Source organism: Aggregatibacter segnis, assembly GCF_003130075.1.
In the GTDB taxonomy this organism is placed as follows: Bacteria; Pseudomonadota; Gammaproteobacteria; order Enterobacterales; family Pasteurellaceae; genus Aggregatibacter; species Aggregatibacter segnis_A.
The window spans coordinates 31,495-49,969 of sequence record NZ_NRCW01000007.1 but is presented as its reverse complement, the minus strand read 5'-3'; the positions used below and the strand labels follow the sequence as shown (position 1 = coordinate 49,969).

The 18,475-nt window shown below is 44.9% G+C and carries 18 protein-coding genes, 1 pseudogene, 1 riboswitch and 1 other annotated feature; of the genes and pseudogenes, 14 read left to right on the top strand and 5 right to left on the bottom strand.

The window, feature by feature from the left end; all coding sequences use genetic code 11:
- The first annotated feature begins 14 nt into the window (after positions 1 to 14).
- Complete coding sequence (locus DK415_RS08130) at positions 15 to 572, top strand: YqgE/AlgH family protein (protein ID WP_204098405.1); 558 nt, start codon at positions 15 to 17, stop codon at positions 570 to 572.
- Complete coding sequence (gene ruvX / locus DK415_RS08125) at positions 572 to 991, top strand: Holliday junction resolvase RuvX (protein WP_109433197.1); 420 nt, start codon at positions 572 to 574, stop codon at positions 989 to 991. The genes DK415_RS08130 and ruvX overlap by 1 nt, the downstream gene beginning before the upstream one ends.
- A gap of 102 nt (positions 992 to 1,093) precedes the next feature.
- On the opposite strand, the gene eno is transcribed toward ruvX, so the two are convergent.
- From eno to pyrG, 3 genes are all read right to left on the bottom strand, one after another.
- A complete protein-coding gene (gene eno, locus DK415_RS08120) occupies positions 1,094 to 2,404 on the bottom strand; it encodes a phosphopyruvate hydratase (RefSeq protein ID WP_109433196.1) in 1,311 nt (436 codons plus the stop codon).
- Positions 2,405 to 2,605: 201 nt separating this feature from the next.
- On the bottom strand, positions 2,606 to 3,268 hold the full coding sequence (gene thiE / locus DK415_RS08115; protein ID WP_109433195.1) for a thiamine phosphate synthase: 663 nt from the start codon (positions 3,266 to 3,268) through the stop codon (positions 2,606 to 2,608).
- Between the two features lie 58 nt (positions 3,269 to 3,326).
- A riboswitch (TPP riboswitch) is annotated at positions 3,327 to 3,426 on the bottom strand.
- Positions 3,427 to 3,570: 144 nt separating this feature from the next.
- Positions 3,571 to 5,205 carry a glutamine hydrolyzing CTP synthase gene (gene pyrG, locus DK415_RS08110; protein WP_109433194.1) on the bottom strand — a complete coding sequence of 545 codons (1,635 nt, stop codon included), beginning with the start codon at positions 5,203 to 5,205 and terminating at the stop codon, positions 3,571 to 3,573.
- Between the two features lie 25 nt (positions 5,206 to 5,230).
- Between pyrG and brnQ the strand changes: the two are divergent.
- The 12 genes and pseudogenes from brnQ (at position 5,231) to hisIE (ending at position 16,907) form a co-directional block, all read left to right on the top strand.
- Positions 5,231 to 6,759, top strand: a pseudogene (gene brnQ, locus DK415_RS08105) (branched-chain amino acid transport system II carrier protein).
- A 126-nt stretch (positions 6,760 to 6,885) separates the two neighbouring features.
- Positions 6,886 to 7,025, top strand: a sequence feature (His leader region).
- A 30-nt stretch (positions 7,026 to 7,055) separates the two neighbouring features.
- Entirely contained in the window at positions 7,056 to 7,955 is a 900-nt protein-coding gene (hisG, locus tag DK415_RS08100) for an ATP phosphoribosyltransferase (RefSeq protein WP_109433192.1), read from the top strand.
- 75 nt (positions 7,956 to 8,030) lie between these two features.
- The gene (gene hisD / locus DK415_RS08095; protein ID WP_109433191.1) at positions 8,031 to 9,317 is read left to right on the top strand and encodes a histidinol dehydrogenase; all 1,287 of its coding nucleotides are present in this window, start codon (positions 8,031 to 8,033) and stop codon (positions 9,315 to 9,317) included.
- A gap of 12 nt (positions 9,318 to 9,329) precedes the next feature.
- Complete coding sequence (gene hisC, locus DK415_RS08090; protein ID WP_109433190.1) at positions 9,330 to 10,385, top strand: histidinol-phosphate transaminase; 1,056 nt, start codon at positions 9,330 to 9,332, stop codon at positions 10,383 to 10,385.
- A gap of 142 nt (positions 10,386 to 10,527) precedes the next feature.
- Positions 10,528 to 11,616, top strand: coding sequence for a bifunctional histidinol-phosphatase/imidazoleglycerol-phosphate dehydratase HisB (gene hisB, locus DK415_RS08085; protein ID WP_109433189.1), 1,089 nt, complete (start codon positions 10,528 to 10,530; stop codon positions 11,614 to 11,616).
- Positions 11,617 to 11,698: 82 nt separating this feature from the next.
- On the top strand, positions 11,699 to 12,697 hold the full coding sequence (locus DK415_RS08080; protein ID WP_109433188.1) for an HNH endonuclease: 999 nt from the start codon (positions 11,699 to 11,701) through the stop codon (positions 12,695 to 12,697).
- Complete coding sequence (gene hisH / locus DK415_RS08075) at positions 12,685 to 13,290, top strand: imidazole glycerol phosphate synthase subunit HisH (RefSeq protein WP_420884518.1); 606 nt, start codon at positions 12,685 to 12,687, stop codon at positions 13,288 to 13,290. The genes DK415_RS08080 and hisH overlap by 13 nt, the downstream gene beginning before the upstream one ends.
- 180 nt (positions 13,291 to 13,470) lie before the next feature.
- Positions 13,471 to 13,926 (top strand): IS200/IS605 family transposase, encoded by a 456-nt coding sequence (gene tnpA, locus DK415_RS08070; RefSeq protein WP_109433187.1) that lies wholly within the window; start codon positions 13,471 to 13,473, stop codon positions 13,924 to 13,926.
- A 77-nt stretch (positions 13,927 to 14,003) separates the two neighbouring features.
- A complete protein-coding gene (gene hisA / locus DK415_RS08065; RefSeq protein WP_109433186.1) occupies positions 14,004 to 14,750 on the top strand; it encodes a 1-(5-phosphoribosyl)-5-[(5-phosphoribosylamino)methylideneamino]imidazole-4-carboxamide isomerase in 747 nt (248 codons plus the stop codon).
- Complete coding sequence (hisF, locus tag DK415_RS08060) at positions 14,732 to 15,505, top strand: imidazole glycerol phosphate synthase subunit HisF (protein ID WP_109433185.1); 774 nt, start codon at positions 14,732 to 14,734, stop codon at positions 15,503 to 15,505. Before hisA ends, hisF begins: the two co-directional genes overlap by 19 nt.
- A gap of 176 nt (positions 15,506 to 15,681) precedes the next feature.
- Entirely contained in the window at positions 15,682 to 16,305 is a 624-nt protein-coding gene (locus DK415_RS08055) for a DUF2726 domain-containing protein (RefSeq protein WP_109433184.1), read from the top strand.
- Positions 16,305 to 16,907, top strand: coding sequence for a bifunctional phosphoribosyl-AMP cyclohydrolase/phosphoribosyl-ATP diphosphatase HisIE (gene hisIE, locus DK415_RS08050; protein ID WP_005704737.1), 603 nt, complete (start codon positions 16,305 to 16,307; stop codon positions 16,905 to 16,907). The genes DK415_RS08055 and hisIE overlap by 1 nt, the downstream gene beginning before the upstream one ends.
- A 48-nt stretch (positions 16,908 to 16,955) precedes the next feature.
- Here the strand turns inward: hisIE and nfuA are convergent, their stop codons facing one another.
- Positions 16,956 to 17,540 (bottom strand): Fe-S biogenesis protein NfuA, encoded by a 585-nt coding sequence (nfuA, locus tag DK415_RS08045; protein ID WP_109433183.1) that lies wholly within the window; start codon positions 17,538 to 17,540, stop codon positions 16,956 to 16,958.
- A 109-nt stretch (positions 17,541 to 17,649) separates the two neighbouring features.
- Positions 17,650 to 18,336 (bottom strand): phosphoribosyltransferase family protein, encoded by a 687-nt coding sequence (locus DK415_RS08040; protein ID WP_109433182.1) that lies wholly within the window; start codon positions 18,334 to 18,336, stop codon positions 17,650 to 17,652.
- Between the last annotated feature and the right edge of the window lie 139 nt (positions 18,337 to 18,475).

Below are 18,475 nucleotides of genomic sequence, written 5' to 3'. Positions count from 1 at the left end.
AAGAACGAAATATGATGGATTTACAAGATCATCTCTTGATTGCTATGCCCAATTTAGATGACAGTTATTTTTACCGCTCGGTTATTTATATTTGTGAACATAATGAAAAAGGTTCTATGGGATTGGTATTAAATCAACCGACAGATTTAAGTATTGCGGAGTTGGGCGCTAAAATGAATTTCATGATGGTTAGCAACCGCACTTATAGTGATAAGTTGGTACTTGCCGGCGGGCCGGTCAATGTTGATCGTGGTTTTATTTTGCATACCAACACCCATGAGCCTTTTGATCATAGTTATCGGGTGAACGACAATCTCATGCTGACGACTTCTGCTGATGTCGTGGATACTTTTGGTACGTTATTAGAGCCGGAAAAATACTTGGTGGCACTCGGTTGTGCGAGTTGGGAACCACATCAGCTAGAGCGGGAAATCATGAATAATTCTTGGTTGGTTGTGCTGGCAACAGAACAGATCCTATTTGATTTGCCATATGAAGAGCGCTGGTTGGCAGCAAATCAATTGTTAGGCATTGACTCCCATAACTTTGCCGGTCAAGTAGGGCACAGTTAATGGGCATTACGGTTATCGCCTTTGATTTCGGCACAAAAAGTATCGGTTGCGCTGTCGGGCAAAGTATTACCGGTACGGCACAATCTTTACCCGCATTCAAAGCGCAAGATGGCATTCCAAATTGGGAAGCCATTGAGAAGTGTATTCAAGATTGGCAACCTGAAAGGCTTGTGGTCGGATTACCGTTAAATATGGACGGTACGGAACAACCGCTAACCTTGCGGGCAAAAAAATTTGCTAACCGCCTTCATGGGCGTTTCAATTTGCCGGTGGAGTTACAGGATGAACGGCTCACTACCACGGAAGCCCGTAGCGAAATTTTTGGGCGCGGTGGTTATCGTGCTTTGAATAAAAGCAAAGTGGATGGCATTTCCGCTTGTTTAATATTGGAAAGTTGGTTTGAGCAATACGGTGAATAAATTGCTTTAAAAAAACACATAAAAAAATCACCGCACTTTTTATCTTTCAACAAAAAGCGCGGTGTTTTTTTAGCGCGTTTTAATAACCGCGACGGTTACGAATTACGCTTGACCTTTAACCGCTTTTAAACCTAAGAACGGCGCCGGGGTACCCGCGCGTTCTAATGCTTCTTCGATACGGATTAATTGGTTGTATTTCGCAATACGGTCAGAACGGCTCATAGAACCGGTTTTGATTTGACCTGCTGCGGTACCCACTGCTAAGTCAGCAATAGTTGCATCTTCGGTTTCACCGGAACGGTGAGAGATAACAGCGGTATAACCCGCATCTTTTGCCATTTTAATCGCAGCCAAGGTTTCACTTAAAGAACCGATTTGGTTGAACTTGATTAAGATGGAGTTTGCGATACCTTTTTCGATACCTTCTTTTAAGATTTTTGTGTTGGTTACGAATAAGTCATCACCTACTAATTGAACGCGGTCGCCTAACACTTTAGTTTGGTATGCGAAGCCTTCCCAGTCAGATTCATCTTGACCGTCTTCGATAGACACGATTGGGTATTGTTTGGTTAATTCTTCAAGATAGTGTGTGAATTCTTGAGAAGTAAATGAACGGCCTTCGCCTTTCATTTCGTATTTGCCGGTTTCTTTGTTATAGAACTCAGAAGATGCGCAGTCCATGGCTAAAGTCACGTCTTTACCTAACACATAACCTGCTTTTTCTACAGCTTCTTTGATACAGGCTAACGCGTCAGCGTTAGAGGCTAGGTTTGGTGCGAAACCACCTTCGTCACCTACAGCCGTGCTCATGCCTTTAGATTTTAATACTTTTGCTAAGTTGTGGAACACTTCAGCACCGATACGAAGTGCTTCACGTAAAGTTTTAGCACCAACCGGTTGAATCATGAACTCTTGGATATCAACGTTGTTGTCTGCGTGCTCACCACCGTTGATGATGTTCATCATTGGTAATGGCATAGAGTAAACGCCTGGAGTACCGTTAAGTTCAGCGATGTAAGCGTAAAGTGGTAAACCTTTAGACGCTGCGGCTGCTTTTGCATTTGCTAAGGATACCGCTAAGATGGCGTTTGCACCGAAGTTAGATTTGTTGTCGGTGCCGTCTAAATCGATCATGATTTGGTCGATTTCAGCTTGGTTAGAGGCATCTTTGCCAAGAATTGCTTCAGCAATCGGGCCGTTTACTGCGGCAACCGCTTTTAATACGCCTTTACCTAAGAAACGGGATTTGTCGCCGTCACGTAATTCTAAGGCTTCGCGAGAACCGGTAGATGCACCTGATGGCGCCGCTGCAAGACCGACGAATCCGCCTTCTAAATGCACTTCGGCTTCCACTGTTGGGTTACCACGAGAGTCGATAATTTCGCGACCAATGACTTTAACGATTTTTGCCATTTTATTTTCCTCATTAAGTTAATTAAAACGGGTTAGTTTGCTCTAAAAATGTCGGTATCATAAAGCTATTTTGTTCCTTTGTCTTGCAAAAACTACAGACAATTTGATTTTGCTCTATGTTTTCCGGCGTCTGAAGTGCGGTTCAATTTTAAGATGAATTTTTCAAGCTATTTCACCACGAATTTGAACGAAAATGTCTCGTCATTCGGCAAAATATTGCAGTAAATTTTTCACCGCACGTTGCCAGTCTTGTGCTTTGGTTACAGCAGAAATCACGGCAATGCTACCGACTCCTGTGTCCAAAATATCAGGAAAATGCGAAGCACTGATGCCGCCGATTGCGACAGTCGGTATTTTACCTAAGTTTTTCACCTGTGCGGCTAAATTGGCAATGCCTTGAGGGGCGGAAGGCATCTCTTTGGTTTGTGTCGGGAAAATATGTCCGAGGGCAATATAGGAAGGGTGCAACGGTAACACCAGATCGACTTCTTCTTGGTTGTGGGTGGAAACACCGAGACGCAGTCCCGCTTGTTGGATGGCGTTTAAATCGGCCGTGAGTAGATCCTCTTGCCCAAGATGGACGCCATAAGCCTGATATTTAATCGCTAACGACCAAAAATCATCCACAAATAACCGCACTTGATGTTGTTTGGCTAAGGCAATGCAACGGGCGATTTCCTCTTCTGCTTGTTCCGGCGAGCGATCTTTAATGCGAATTTGCAAGGTTTTCACGCCGGCATGAATGAGCCGTTTAATCCATTCGTAACTGTCCACGATGACATACAATCCCAACTTAAATTCGGTGGGCGCAAAAGGCGCTTTAGGCGGGATGATTTCTGATAAATGAGGCACAGCTTCCGACATGGTAATCTCCGGTAAGGTAAATAAAAGGTAGTTTGTGCGGAAGGTATGATGAAATGAAAATCACAGGCCACTTGTTCCCTGCGCGGGGATTAACCCACAGGTTCCACGGATCTCGCATTCATTGCGATCTCAGCCTTCCGGCACTCCGACAAGAGGGTTCTCAATATAGTGAAAGACAAGAGGCAGAACAAGAGCAAAGGCCATTTTTTGTGAAGTGGATCACGGCGAGAAAATAAAAAAGTGCGGTCAAAAATCTAAGTGTTTTTCTGACCGCACTTTTATTTCAATTTTTCAGAAAGCCGTTAGTTGGATTTTTTCTGATTGGTTTTTGCCGCTTTCACAAAGCCTTCGAATAACGGGTGACCGTCACGTGGCGTAGAGGTGAATTCCGGGTGGAATTGGCAAGCGACAAACCAAGGATGGTTGGGCACTTCAATGATTTCCACCAGTTTTTTATCGGCGGATAAACCGGTCACTTTTAAGCCTGCTTTTTCGATTTGTGGAAGCAATACGTTGTTTACTTCGTAACGGTGACGATGGCGTTCTTCAATGGTTTCTGCACCGTATAATTGACGTGCTAAGCTGCCTTCAATTAAATGGCATTTTTGTGCGCCAAGACGCATGGTGCCACCCAAATCGGATTCATCGCTACGGACTTCTGTATTACCGTCAGCATCTTGCCATTCGGTAATTAAACCTACCACCGGTTGCTGACAAGTGCGGTCGAATTCGGAGGAGTTTGCATGGCTCATGCCGGCAACATTACGGGCGAACTCGATGAGTGCCACTTGCATCCCTAAGCAAATACCTAAATACGGAATATTGTTTTCACGCGCGTATTTGGCGGTGAGGATTTTGCCTTCCACGCCACGAGAACCAAAGCCACCCGGTACTAAAATACCGTCTAAGCCTTTTAAAATTTCAACGCCTTTAGTTTCCACGTCTTGTGAGTCGATGTATTTAATATTCACGGTTAAGCGGTTTTTGAACCCAGCGTGTTTTAAGGCCTCGTTCACGGATTTATACGCATCCGGCAATTCGGTGTATTTACCTACCATACCGATGGTGACTTCACCTGTCGGATTGGCTTGTTGATACAACACTTGTTCCCACTCGGACAAATCTGCTTCCGGGCAAGTTAAGTGGAAGCGGTTGCAAATGAAATCGTCCAATCCTTGAGATTTCAAGAGTGCCGGGATTTGGTAAATGGAAGACACATCTTTCAGAGAAATCACCGCGCGTTCTGGCACGTTGCAGAATAAAGCAATTTTAGCGCGTTCATTTGGTGGAATCATGCGGTCAGAACGGCAAATAAGGACGTCCGGTTGAATCCCGATGGACAACAATTCTTTCACGGAATGTTGTGTCGGTTTGGTTTTAACTTCACCTGCAGTTGGAATGTACGGCACAAGTGTTAAGTGCATGAAAATCGTGCGTTCACGTCCCACTTGTGCGGCAAGTTGGCGCAAGGCTTCCAAGAACGGGAGGGATTCAATATCACCTACGGTGCCGCCAACTTCCACGATAGCCACATCATGGCCTGCCGCGCCATCAATCACGCGTGCTTTAATTTCGTTGGTAATGTGTGGAATCACTTGAATGGTGGCGCCTAAATAATCTCCGCGACGCTCTTTGCGTAACACTTCGGAATAGATTTTACCGGTCGTGAAGTTGTTACGTTTGGTCATTTTGGTACGAATAAAACGTTCGTAGTGACCTAAATCTAAATCGGTTTCCGCGCCGTCTTGGGTCACGAAAACTTCACCGTGCTGGGTCGGGCTCATGGTGCCCGGATCGACGTTGATATAAGGGTCGAGTTTCATGATCGTGACGTTCAAACCACGCGCTTCTAAGATTGCCGCAAGTGATGCCGCTGCAATACCTTTACCAAGCGAAGAAACCACGCCGCCTGTGACGAAAATATAATTGGTAGCCATAAGAAACCTGTTTGTTGCTATTGGAATGAATGGAAAAATTAGAATAAAGATAATCTATCAAGACGGGAGCGTAGTTTACAACAAAGGTCGGATGAACTCAATCGCCGAGCCTGCGGATTTAACAGAAAGTGCGGTGGAAAAACATCACACTTTTTTTATATTTTATTACGAAATTCGCCATTTTTAGTGTAAAATCCGCCGACTTTTTATAACAAAAGAGAAATTTATTTTTTATCACAAGAGAAATTTATTATGTTTTCACGTAAAGATATTATTGTTTTAGGTATGATGATTTTTGCCCTGTTTTTAGGTGCAGGAAACATCATTTTTCCACCTATGGAAGGCTACACTGCTGGGCAACATTGGGCGACAGCGGCATTAGGTTTTGTGGTGACAGGCGTATTAATGCCATTTATCACCTTAGTGATTGTGTCTGTTTTAGGACGTGGCGAAGAACTTACTCGCGACCTACCAAAATGGGCGGAAATTTTATTTTTAGCCACCTTATATTTAGTAATTGGTTCTACGTTTGCGATGCCACGAATTACTAACGTAGCCTATGAAATGGCGTTAGTGCCGTTAGAGATTGTCACGGATACACCGGCAAATCACCTGATTTTTGCCGTAGTCTTTAACATTATTGCTATGTTATTCATGCTAAAACCAAACACCATTATTTCCAGCGTAGGCAAATTTATGACCCCAGCCTTATTGGTGTTATTAGTGGTAGTGACCGTGACAGTCTTTATGTCGCCATTGTCTGAAATTGCAGCACCAAGCAAAAGTTATGCGGACAGCTCAGCGTTGACCACCGGTTTAATCAGCGGTTACCAAACCATGGATGTTTTGGCGGCAATTGCTTTCGGCGGCATTGTTGCCCGTGCGTTAAGTGCGAAAAACGTCACTGAACCACAAAAAATCATGCGTTACACCATTTCTGCGGGCTGCATTTCAGTGGTTTTATTAGCCGCACTTTATTTTTCCCTTTTCTATCTTGGCGCGACCAGTGACCAAGTGGCGCAAGGCGCAAGTAACGGCGGTCAAATTTTCTCTCGTTATGTGAACGTGTTATTCGGTAAAGAAGGTTCTTGGATGATGTCCGGCATCATCTTCTTGGCAAGTTTAACCACCTTAGTGGGCGTAACCAGTGCTTGTGCATACTACTTCGCTAAATTCTCTAACCGTTTGCCGTATTCTTTCTGGGTGGTTGTGTTCACTATCATGACAACCATCATTTCCGAAAACGGCTTAACGAAATTATTACAAGTGACTATTCCTGCATTGTTGTTAATTTACCCTGTGGCAATCATGTTGGTGGTGTTGCAATTCGTCCGTGCTAAATTACCACGCGTGAAATTAACCTATAACGCCACGATTGCTGTCACCGTATGTTTTAGTCTGTGCGACAGCTTAAATAACGTGGGATTATTGTCTGATGGCATGAAACAATTTCTTGCCAATTTCCCATTATATGATAATGGCTTGGCGTGGTTAATTCCGGCATTAGGCGTGATGTTCTTAACCATGTTGGTAGGTAAAAGCGCGAAGAAATAATGGATGAATTTTTATACTGAAGAAAATTTCTGCAAAAAAGCCCTTGCATCGCAAAATTTTCTTGGCTATATTCTATCCATCTTTTGATTAAAAAGGATTCATTATGTACTTAACTAACGCATTACACCATCATCACCGTTTACCTGAATAATCTTTCGGGCATTCGGCGTGTTCGGGAGATAACTTCCGAGTACGAGTGAAATGCAGACATAATCAATCACCGTTTAAACAACCCCTCGGAAGGCAACTTTCGAGGGGTTTTGCTTTTTAGGTTTTAACAAAATGAGGGCAACAACATGAGTGACAAAAAACGTTTACGCATCGCCATGCAAAAGAAAGGGCGCTTAAGCAAAGACTGTGCAGAATTGCTGAGCCAATGCGGCGTAAAAATTAATTGGAACGAGCAACGGCTTATCGCTTATTCGGAAAATATGCCTATTGAAATCCTGCGCGTGCGTGATGATGACATTCCCGGCTTGATCTTTGACGGCGTGGCGGATCTCGGCATTATCGGCGAAAACGTGCTCGAGGAAGAAGAATTGGGGCGCTTAGCAGCCGGAGAAACAGTCGCTTATAAAAAGCTGCGTCAGTTGGATTTCGGCGGTTGCCGTTTATCTTTGGCAATTGATCGCGATCAGCAATACAACGGCGTACAGGATTTCGCTAATGCCCGCATCGCTACCTCCTACCCGAATCTACTCAAACGTTACATGAAAGCACAAAACGTACCGTTCAAAAGCACGTTGTTGAACGGCTCTGTGGAAGTTGCCCCCAGCGCTGGACTTGCCGATGCCATTTGCGATTTAGTGTCCTCCGGCGCTACCTTGGAAGCGAATGGTTTGAAAGAAGTGGAAGTGATTTACCGTTCCAAAGCCTGTTTAATCCAATGTGCCGAACCTTTAAGCAGCGATAAACAAATCCTGGTAGACAGACTGCTCACCCGCATTCAAGGCGTGCAACAAGCCGCGGAATCCAAATACATCATGTTACACGCGCCGAAAAATAAACTCGAAGAAATCACCGCACTTTTACCCGGTGTGGAAAACCCAACAATTCTGCCGCTGGCGCATGACGATTCTAAAGTAGCCATGCATGTGGTCAGTCAGGAAAATCTGTTTTGGGAAACCATGGAGCAGTTGAAAGACATCGGCGCCAGTTCGATTTTGGTGTTGCCGATTGAGAAGATGATGGAGTGATTTGTTATTTTCTTTGTGTCGCCAAAGAAAGCAACCAAAGAAAAACAACGTTAAATAAAAGGAAGGTTTTGTATTATGGAAACACTAAATTGGAATAATCTTTCAGCCACAGAGCAACAACAAGCCCTTACCCGCCCTGCGATTTCCGCCTCAAATGAGATCAAAAGTGCGGTGGAAAATATCGTTAAATTTGTGCAACAGGACGGCGATAAGGCGTTGTTTGAACTTACAGAGAAATTCGACAAAACCAAACTCGACAGCTTGATTGTCACGCCACAACAAATTGCGGAGGCGACGGCGCGTATTCATGAGCCGTTGAAGATGGCGATTCAGAATGCTAAGCGCAATATCACTGCCTTTCACGAAGCACAGAAACCACAGGCGGTGGATATTGAAACCCAGCCCGGTGTCCGTTGTCAGGTGGTGACGCGCCCGATTAATCGTGTCGGTTTGTATATTCCTGGCGGTTCCGCGCCGTTATTTTCTACGGTGCTCATGCTTGCCATTCCGGCGAAAATCGCAGGTTGTAAGAAAATCGTGCTGTGTTCACCGCCACCGATTGCGGATGAAATTCTTTACGCTGCCAATCTGTGCGGGGTGCAAACCATTTATGCGGTGGGCGGTGCGCAAGCAGTGGTCGCCATGGCGTTAGGTACACAAAGCGTGGCGAAGGTGGATAAAATTTTCGGGCCGGGCAATGCCTTTGTGACGGAAGCCAAACGCCAAGTCAGCCAAATGATTAACGGCGCCAACATCGACATGCCGGCAGGGCCATCGGAAGTGTTGGTGATTGCTGATGAAAAGGCCGATCCTGAATTCGTTGCCTCCGATTTGCTTTCACAGGCAGAGCACGGCGCAGATTCACAAGTGATTTTGGTCACACCGAGCGAAACGCTGGCAAAACAGACCGCACTTTGTGTGGAACAACAGCTTGCCCAACTGCTCCGCGCGGAAATCGCCCGCAAGGCGTTGTCCCACAGTCGAATTCTGATTGCCGATGATTTGGCGCAATGTGTCGCTATTAGCAATGAATACGCGCCGGAACACTTAATCGTGCAAACACAAAACGCCCGTGAATTATTGCCTCAACTGGATAACGCCGGGTCTATTTTCCTCTGTGCTTATTCGCCGGAAAGCATGGGCGATTACGCCAGCGGTACCAATCACGTTCTGCCAACTTACGGCTACACACGCACGTATTCCAGCCTTGGTTTGGCGGATTTCAGCAAACGCATGACCGTGCAGGAACTCACCCCGCAAGGCTTCAAAGACTTAGCGGAAACCGTGGAATTGATGGCGCAGGCAGAACAGCTGGATGCGCACAAAATGGCAGTGAGTTTGAGATTAGCGAAGTTGCAATAAGAGGAAAACCACATGACAATCACAACATTATCCCGACAAAACGTGCAAGCGCTCACGCCCTATCAATCCGCCCGCAAACTGGGGGGCAACGGCACGATTTGGCTAAATGCGAACGAATACCCAACTTCGCCGACGTTCCAACTTTCAGGCAAAGATTTAAACCGCTACCCCGAACCGCAACCGCAAGCGGTGGTGCAAGGTTATGCCAATTATGCAGGCGTATCGCCTGAAAATGTGTTGGTGACCCGTGGCGGTGATGAAGGCATTGAGTTGGTTATCCGTGCGTTTTGCGAACCGAACCAAGACGCCATTTTGTTCTGCCCACCCACGTATGGCATGTACGCTGTGAGTGCCGAAACAGCAGGTGTGGCGTGTAAAACCGTGCCATTAACGGCAGATTTCCAACTGAATCTTGCTGAAATTAAACAGCAACTAGAGGGCGTGAAAGTCGTCTTTGTGTGTAGCCCAAACAACCCGACAGGCAATTTACTCAAACGGTCGGATTTGCTTGAGCTTTTGCAACTCACTGCCGGCAAAGCCATTGTGGTGGTGGATGAAGCCTACATTGAATTTTGCCCTGAAGCCACACTCGCAAAAGAGCTGAAAAATTACCCGCACTTAGCCATTATCCGCACCCTTTCCAAAGCCTTTGCCTTGGCGGGGTTGCGTTGTGGTTTTGTGTTAGCCAATGCGGCGTTAATCCAAATTCTCAGCAAAGTCATTGCCCCTTATCCCATCCCTGTGCCAAGCGCCGACATCGCTGAACAAGCCTTGCAAGCAGAGAATATCGCCCTTGTGCAAGCCCGCGCACAGGAGATCTTAACCAACCGTCAGTGGCTGGCAGAAGCCTTAGCAGGTTTGCCGCAAGTGGAAAACGTGTACGACAGCGAAGCCAATTATTTGCTTATAAAATGCCAAGATGGCGAGCAGGTATTCAAGGCGTTGTGGCAGCAAGGCATTATCCTGCGAGATCAAAACAAAGCGTTAAATTTACAAAATTGCATTCGGATTACCGTGGGGACGAAGGAAGAATGCGAGAGCGTAGTAGGGGCGATTGGGCAAATCTAACGCTCCATGCCTAGGGTAACAAGTTACCCTAGGTTAGTTATAGCTGTACTCCTTTGGAGTACAAACCAGCTTGCCCCAAAGGGGCAGAATGATACGTAACCTAGGGTAGCTTGGCTACCCTAGGCAGACAGAGGAAGAATATATGCAACCAACCCTTTTCATCGACCGAGACGGCACGCTGATTGACGAACCGAAAACCGATTTTCAGATTGACAGTCTGGAAAAACTGAAATTTGAACCGAACGTGATTCCCGCCTTGCTTAAGCTCAAAGGCAAATACCGTTTTGTGATGGTGTCCAACCAAGACGGACTAGGCACGAATTCTTTCCCGCAAGACGATTTCGACAAGCCGCACAATGCCATGATGGCGCTGTTTAAATCGCAGGGCATTGAATTTGACGATGTGCTGATTTGTCCGCACAAACCGGAAGATAACTGTGCTTGCCGCAAGCCGAAAACCAAGTTACTGAAAAAATACATTCAAAAAAACTTGTTTGATCCTGACCGCTCTTTTGTGATTGGTGACCGTGCCACCGACGTCCAGTTAGCGGAAAATCTCGGCATTCGCGCACTGCAATATCACCCTGAAAAATTAAACTGGGATCTGATCGCAGAAAAACTGCTCGGCGAACCCGTCAGCAACATCGGCAACCGCCCGCCACGCTACGCAGAAGTCACCCGCAAAACCAAAGAAACGGACATCAAAGTGCAAGTATGGCTGGACGAAACGGGCGTGAACAATATCAAAACGGGCGTAGGCTTTTTCGACCATATGCTCGACCAAATCGCCACCCACGGCGGCTTTAGAATGAACGTGCAATGCAACGGCGACTTGTGGATTGACGAACACCACACCGTGGAAGACACCGCTCTCGCCCTCGGTGCAGCTTTAAAACAAGCCATCGGCGACAAACGCGGCATCGCTCGCTTCGGATTTGTGTTACCGATGGACGAATGCAAAGCAGAATGCGCTTTGGATTTATCCGGGCGCCCGTGGATCAAATTCAACGCCAAATTCAAACGGGACAACGTAGGTGATTTCAGCACCGAACTTACCGAACATTTCTTCCAATCCCTCGCCTTCTCGCTGCTTGCCACGCTGCACCTCAAAGCCACCGGCGACAACGACCATCACAAAATTGAAAGTTTGTTTAAGGTGTTTGGGCGGACGTTGAGACAGGCGATTAGAATTGAGGGGGAGGAGTTGCCGAGTAGTAAGGGCGTGTTATGATTCGTAGGGACAGACTTTATGTCTGTCCGAAAAGTGCGGTTGGTTTATAGTATTTTGGAAACACAATATAGGTTATAGTGAAATGAATAATTGTATTATTTGTAGACAAAAATTTACTGAGAAGAATCCAGCTACTCAAGAGCATGTTATTCCGTATTCTATTGGTGGAAATTATGTTATACACACGATTTGTAAAAATTGTAATAGTAGTATGGGAACAAAAATTGATGCACCATTTGCAAGAACGATAGTTAGTCGATTGCATATCGAAGAAAATCAAATTATTGGAAGAAACGGGAAAATTGATTTTCCTTTAAAAGGTGATTACCAAGATGACTCTGGTAATAAATATAGGGTAGAAAGTCCAAATTCTGCTCCAATATTGCTTGACGATAGACCTAAAATAGAAATTAAAAACCTAAATTCAGATCAAGTGCAAGTATCAGTGTCGTTTGAAAAATATGGATATTTTTCTAATGATGAGAGAATTAAATTATTAAATAAACACAAAAAGTATTTAGATAAAGAGTATAAAAAACTCGGTTTGGAATTTAATTTGGAAAGTCTTTTATCTGCAGAATTCACTAAGGAGGTCAAAGAGCCAAAACCTTTACACAAGAGAGAATTATTTGATTTTAATCCCTTCTTTCTGGAATCATTAAAGATTGCATATGAATTTTTTGTTACAAATTATCCTCACTATTTGGATCATCAAGATATAAAAGACATAGCTAAAATTTTAAAAAATGCAGAATCAGAGAAAGCAAAAAAATATGTTTCCTTACAAACTATTGGCTCAGAAACTGAATATGCAAGATTAGCTAAATGTTTAAAGGATAGATTTGGGACTATATTTATGGTTGTTCCATTAACAACACCAACTGAAGGCACAGGCTATTTTATATCTTTATATGAAAAATTTATTTCATTAGTAACTCTGTCAAATGAGAATTTAATTGGTTCTAGGCAGGTTGGTGTATATATTTATTGTTTAAACCAAAAGAAAGAATTGCAATATTTGTATCCATATTCTTCTGAATGGATAAAGTTTCAAGGGTGTTTAAATTTATGCAAACTATAGTGTTAGTAACCATCATCGACACCGGCTGTGCCAACCTCTCCTCCGTCAAATTTGCCTTTGATCGCTTGGGTTATCACGCCGAAATTACACGGGATATTCAAAAAATCCAATCTGCCGATAAATTGCTGTTGCCCGGTGTGGGCACGGCGATGGCGGCGATGCGGAATTTGCAGGAGCGCAAGCTAATTAACTGCATCCGCAACGCTACCCAACCGATGCTCGGTATTTGCTTGGGCATGCAGCTGATGACCGAATTTTCTACTGAAGGCAATGTGGCGACGCTCGGCTTAATGAGTGGGCAGACGGATCTCATCCCTGACAGCGGCTTACCGTTGCCGCACATGGGCTGGAACGAGGTGCGTTATACGCCAGATCATCCGCTGTTTGCCGGCATCGAACAAGACAGCCATTTTTACTTTGTACACAGCTACGCCGTACAACCCAATGAAAACACAATTGCGACAAGCTGTTACGGCGTGGACTTCTCCGCTGCCATCGCCAACAAAAATTTCTACGGCGTACAGTTCCACCCCGAACGCTCGGGCAAAAACGGCGCGTTGTTGTTGAAGAATTTTGTGGAAAAGGTGAAATAATCCGTTCCCCAAAGGGGAACGATAATGCTTAACCGAGGGTAATTTATTACCCTCGGATTAAAAATGCGATCTAGCTCGAAAAATAAAATAGCGTTGTTGCGATTTCTTTCCGCCTAGGGTAACAAGTTACCCTAGGTTAAGCATAAACCTACCCCGTTGGGGTAGAAATTAGGAAAGAAAATGAGCTATACGCGTTTGTTATATCATATTATTTTTCGGACAAAGCATGGTGTGCCCAGCATTAATGAGCAATACGAGAAAGAACTATATCGTTGTATTTGGAAATTTACGCAAGCTCATCATTGCATTTTATATCGTGTAAATGGCATGCCTGATCATATTCATTTATTTGTGGATATTCATCAAACATTGCCGATTTCTGAATTTGTTCGTAAATTAAAAATCACTACGCACCAATTTTTAGAAAGTCATCCCGATTTATTTCCGGATTTTACGGAATGGTCCATTGGTTATTGTGCATTAAGTTATAGTGACCGAGATAAAGCAAAAATCATTAATTACATTAAAAATCAGAAACAACATCATCAATCGCAAAATTTTATAGATGAAATTAAAACACTCTTTCTTGAAGAAGAAATAAAGTTTGATGAAACTTATTTTGAAAAACATTTATAACTACCCCAGCGGGGTAGGTTTATGCTTAACCTAGGGTGGCTTTGCTACCCTAGGCATACCCTGAGAGGATAGTCATCATGAAAAACGCCATCATCATTCCCGCCCTCGATCTTATCGACGGGCACGTTGTCCGCCTGCATCAGGGTGATTATGCGCAGCAAACCACTTACAGCGACAATCCTATTGAGCAGTTCGCAAGCTATATTCAACAAGGCGCGAAACAGTTGCATTTGGTGGATTTAACCGGTGCGAAAGATCCGTCGAAAAGACAGACCGCACTTATCGGCAAAATTATCGCCGCTACACAAAGCAACATTCAGGTGGGAGGTGGGATTCGTACCGAACAGGATGTCGCCGATTTGCTTGCGGTGGGCGCGAACCGCGTGGTGATTGGTTCTACGGCGGTGACACAACCCGATATGGTACAAGGCTGGTTTAACAAATATGGCGCGGAGAAATTCGTGTTGGCGTTAGACGTGCGCATTGAAAACGGGCAGAAATTAGTGGCGATTAAAGGCTGGCAGGAAACCAGTGCGCTAACCCTTGAAAACGTCGTGGAAAACTACCGCACTTTTGGCTTGCAACGTGTGCTTTGCACCGACATTTCCCGCGACGGCACGCTGGCAGGTTCTAACGTGCAGCTTTATCGTGAAGTGTGCGCTAAGTTCCCGGATGTGCAGTTCCAGTCTTCCGGCGGCATCGGTTCGCTGGCAGATATCGAAGCTCTCAAAGGCACTGGCGTGGCGGGCGTGATCGTGGGGCGCGCGTTGTTAGAAGGAAAATTTAATGTAGCGGAGGCAATCGAATGTTGGCAAAACGGATAATTCCTTGTTTGGACGTACGCGATGGGCAGGTAGTGAAAGGCGTGCAGTTTCGCAATCATGAAATCATCGGCGACATCGTACCGCTGGCGCAACGTTACGCGCAGGAAGGCGCGGACGAACTGGTGTTCTATGACATTACCGCCTCTTCGGACGGTCGCACCGTGGATAAAAGCTGGGTGGAACGCGTGGCGCAAGTCATCGACATTCCATTCTGTGTGGCGGGTGGCATTAAAACCATCGCGGATGCGGAACAGATTTTTGCTTTCGGCGCGGATAAAATTTCCATTAATTCTCCCGCCCTTGCCGACCCTGATTTGATTTCCCGCTTGGCGGATCGTTTTGGCGTGCAGGCCATCGTGGTGGGCATTGACAGCTGGTTCGAGCAGGAAACGGGCAAATATTGGGTGAACCAATACACCGGAGACGAAAAACGTACCCGACAAACCAATTGGCAGTTGTTAGACTGGGTGGCAGAAGTGCAACAACGTGGCGCGGGTGAAATTGTGTTGAATATGATGAACCAAGACGGCGTACGCAAGGGCTATGATTTAGCGCAACTGAAACTGGTACGGCAAGCTTGCCATATCCCGCTTATTGCCTCCGGCGGCGCGGGCGAAATGGTGCATTTCCGTGATGCTTTTATTGACGCCAATGTGGACGGCGCTTTAGCCGCGAGCGTGTTTCATAAGCAGATCATTAATATCGGCGGATTGAAGGATTATTTGGCACGGGAAGGCGTGGAAGTACGGCGGTAACACAAAAAAGTGCGGTCGTTTTTGGACGTGTTTTTGGTGTTATGTAACAAAGGTTGAACGATGGCGCGCGTTTCCTAACGCGTGCCGAAATAAATAATAAAAAGTAAGTTACAAGCACCCGTTGGGAAACGGGCGCTATCCGTGGTCAGATATTTTTGAATAACTAAGGTAACTCAATGATATTAGAGCAATTAATAAGAAGTGAGACGTTCTTTTTAATATTAATTTTTATTGGTATTGCTGTTTTATTAACCATTCTAAAAGAATTATTAAGGAAGCAAAGAAGAAGAACAAAGAAAACATATCGTTATGTTGAACCATCAATAGCAGATAGGCATGTAAAAATAAATTCAAATACTTTTTCTAGCCCAAATTTTGGGGTTGTTGCTAACGCCGAATTTCGTCGTAAGTTACTCTTGAATAAAAGCGAATATCGCTTGTTTACTCGATTGATTTCCTTATTAGAGAAATCTCATCAGGAACAGAAATATCGTTTATTTTCACAAGTGGCTATGGGCGAATTTATTCAAAGTGAAAATTCAGAGGCATTTCGTTTGGTTAATAACAAACGTGTCGATTTTTTAATTACGGATAAATTTGGTAATCCGGTCGTTGTAATTGAATATCAAGGTGGTGGACATTATCAAAATAATGCTATTGAACGTGATGCTATTAAAAAAGAAGCCTGTCGAAAAGCTAGAATTGAATATATTGAATTTCCACAAAAATATGACGAATTACATTTTGAACGAATATCACATGTTTTAAATTTAGAATTTAATAGAAAGAGGGAAAAATAATGTTAGAAATCAACTGGCAAAAAATCAACAACCTCCTCCCCGTTATCGTGCAACACGCGACGACGTGCGAGGTGCTTATGCTCGGGTATATGAACCCGGAGGCGTTGGAGAAAACCTTGGCAGAGAAGAAAGTGACGTTCTTTTCCCGTACGAAAAACCGTTTGTGGACGAAAGGGGAAACCTCGGGCAATTTCTTACATGTGGTGGATATGAGTTTGGATTGTGATCAGGACGCGTTGTTGATTTTGGCGGATCCTGTTGGGCCAACTTGCCACACGGGTACAGAAAGCTGTTTTAGTCAGTTACAAAATGAACCGAACTGGATCTTTTTCAGTAAATTGGAAAAACTGCTGAAGGCACGTAAAGGGGCGGATCCAGAAACCTCTTACACGGCGCAATTATATGCGCGTGGCACGAAACGCATTGCGCAGAAAGTGGGCGAGGAAGGCGTGGAGACGGCGTTGGCGGCGACTGTGAAAGATCGTAATGAAACTATTTGTGAAGCGGCGGATTTGGCATATCACTTGACGGTGTTATTGCAAGATGCGGACTTAAGCTGGGCGGATGTGATTGGTAAATTGAAAGAGCGTCACGCAAAATAGTTTTCACAGGCAACAAAAAACCACCTTTCGGTGGTTTTTTATTTGGGCTTAGTAATAAGAATGTTCGCCGCGTTGGTGTTCTGTCACGTCTTTTGCACCTTTTAACTCCTCAGGGAAAAGGCTGACCAATTGTTTTTCTACACCATCTTTCAAGGTAACATCCACCATGGAGCAACCGTTGCAACCACCACCGAATTGCAGAATCGCATAGCCGTCATCGGTGATTTCTAATAACGTGATTTTGCCTCCGTGGCTTGCCAATTGCGGGTTTATTTGGGTTTGAATGACATATTCCACGCGTTCGATTAACGGCGCATCATCTGCCACTTTACGCATTTTGGCGTTTGGTGCTTTTAAGGTGAGTTGTGCACCCAATTCTTCCGTAACATAGTCGATTTCCGCGTCTTCCAAAAATGGCAGACTGATGTCATCCACAAAGGCAGAAAAGGTGTCGTATTTGAATTCGGTATCGCTTGCTTCCACTGAGTTTGGCGGGCAATAAGAGACGCCACATTCCGCACTAGGCGTGCCCGGGTTGACGACGAAAATACGAATGTTGGTGCCTTCTTCTTGTTGATCTAATAAGCGACGGAAGTGTGCTTGTGCTTCCGCTGAAATGGTAATTTGTTGCATAACGCTCCCACGATAAAACCTAATTAAATTTGTCGGATATGATACGCTTCATGCGGCTTTTTTTCCACCTTTTGGAGTAATAAAAAATGCCGCTGCCTTATCATGCGTTTTATGTTCGCGCCAGCCCCCACACTTGAATATGTGTCACATTCGCTTTGCGTAATAACTTGGCGATTTCATTTAACGTAGAACCGGTGGTGATCACATCGTCTATTAAGGCAACGTGACGATAAGGAAAATCTCGGGCTTTAGCGGAAAGTTGAAAAGCATTTTTGAGATTTTGTCGTCGATCTTTGGCACTAAGGCCTCGTTGGGTCGGTGTGCGTTTGGTACGAGTAATTAAGTCCTTTTTGACGGGAATCTTGAGCCATTGGCTCAGTTGATGCGCCAATAAATCCGCTTGGTTGTATCCCCGTTGCCATTGCCGAACATGATGTAACGGCACAGGCAGGATCACCTCAGGCAAAGGCAATTGATGATTTCGTCGCGCTTCGCGGATGGCCAAATACAACAGGCGCGCTAAAGTGCGGTCGAGTTGAAATTGTTTTTGAAATTTAAAGCGATGAATCAGCGTGGAAAGTGGTTCGTTGTAACGCCCGATAATCACCATGCGATCCCACGCCGGTTCCTGCTGCAAACAGTTGCCGCAGTGCAAGGCATTTTCCATCAGTTCTGAACCACAGCAACCGCAATAAGGAAAACGCCGAATGGTTCGGCTACAACGGCTGCATAAGCCATGTTTGGTAAGTTTAAGAGGCGTGTGACAATGCACGCAGCTGGATCGAAAAACGTTCATAAAAGCGACCGCACTTGATTAAGAAAACCGGCACATCATAAAGTGCGGTGCTTTTTTTCGGTGTTTTTTTGCCCGATTTTAGGATCTGCCTCGCAAAAATGCTAAAATCGGATGACATTTCTGCCAAACGTTGAATTTA

Coding starts and splice junctions, on each gene's coding strand:
- DK415_RS08130 (WP_204098405.1), top strand. CDS start 15: ATGGATTTACAAGATCATCTCTTGATTGCTATGCCCAATTTAGATGAC.
- ruvX (WP_109433197.1), top strand. CDS start 572: ATGGGCATTACGGTTATCGCCTTTGATTTCGGCACAAAAAGTATCGGT.
- eno (WP_109433196.1), bottom strand. CDS start 2,404: ATGGCAAAAATCGTTAAAGTCATTGGTCGCGAAATTATCGACTCTCGT.
- thiE (WP_109433195.1), bottom strand. CDS start 3,268: ATGTCGGAAGCTGTGCCTCATTTATCAGAAATCATCCCGCCTAAAGCG.
- pyrG (WP_109433194.1), bottom strand. CDS start 5,205: ATGGCTACCAATTATATTTTCGTCACAGGCGGCGTGGTTTCTTCGCTT.
- hisG (WP_109433192.1), top strand. CDS start 7,056: ATGAGTGACAAAAAACGTTTACGCATCGCCATGCAAAAGAAAGGGCGC.
- hisD (WP_109433191.1), top strand. CDS start 8,031: ATGGAAACACTAAATTGGAATAATCTTTCAGCCACAGAGCAACAACAA.
- hisC (WP_109433190.1), top strand. CDS start 9,330: ATGACAATCACAACATTATCCCGACAAAACGTGCAAGCGCTCACGCCC.
- hisB (WP_109433189.1), top strand. CDS start 10,528: ATGCAACCAACCCTTTTCATCGACCGAGACGGCACGCTGATTGACGAA.
- DK415_RS08080 (WP_109433188.1), top strand. CDS start 11,699: ATGAATAATTGTATTATTTGTAGACAAAAATTTACTGAGAAGAATCCA.
- hisH (WP_420884518.1), top strand. CDS start 12,685: ATGCAAACTATAGTGTTAGTAACCATCATCGACACCGGCTGTGCCAAC.
- tnpA (WP_109433187.1), top strand. CDS start 13,471: ATGAGCTATACGCGTTTGTTATATCATATTATTTTTCGGACAAAGCAT.
- hisA (WP_109433186.1), top strand. CDS start 14,004: ATGAAAAACGCCATCATCATTCCCGCCCTCGATCTTATCGACGGGCAC.
- hisF (WP_109433185.1), top strand. CDS start 14,732: ATGTTGGCAAAACGGATAATTCCTTGTTTGGACGTACGCGATGGGCAG.
- DK415_RS08055 (WP_109433184.1), top strand. CDS start 15,682: ATGATATTAGAGCAATTAATAAGAAGTGAGACGTTCTTTTTAATATTA.
- hisIE (WP_005704737.1), top strand. CDS start 16,305: ATGTTAGAAATCAACTGGCAAAAAATCAACAACCTCCTCCCCGTTATC.
- nfuA (WP_109433183.1), bottom strand. CDS start 17,540: ATGCAACAAATTACCATTTCAGCGGAAGCACAAGCACACTTCCGTCGC.
- DK415_RS08040 (WP_109433182.1), bottom strand. CDS start 18,336: ATGAACGTTTTTCGATCCAGCTGCGTGCATTGTCACACGCCTCTTAAA.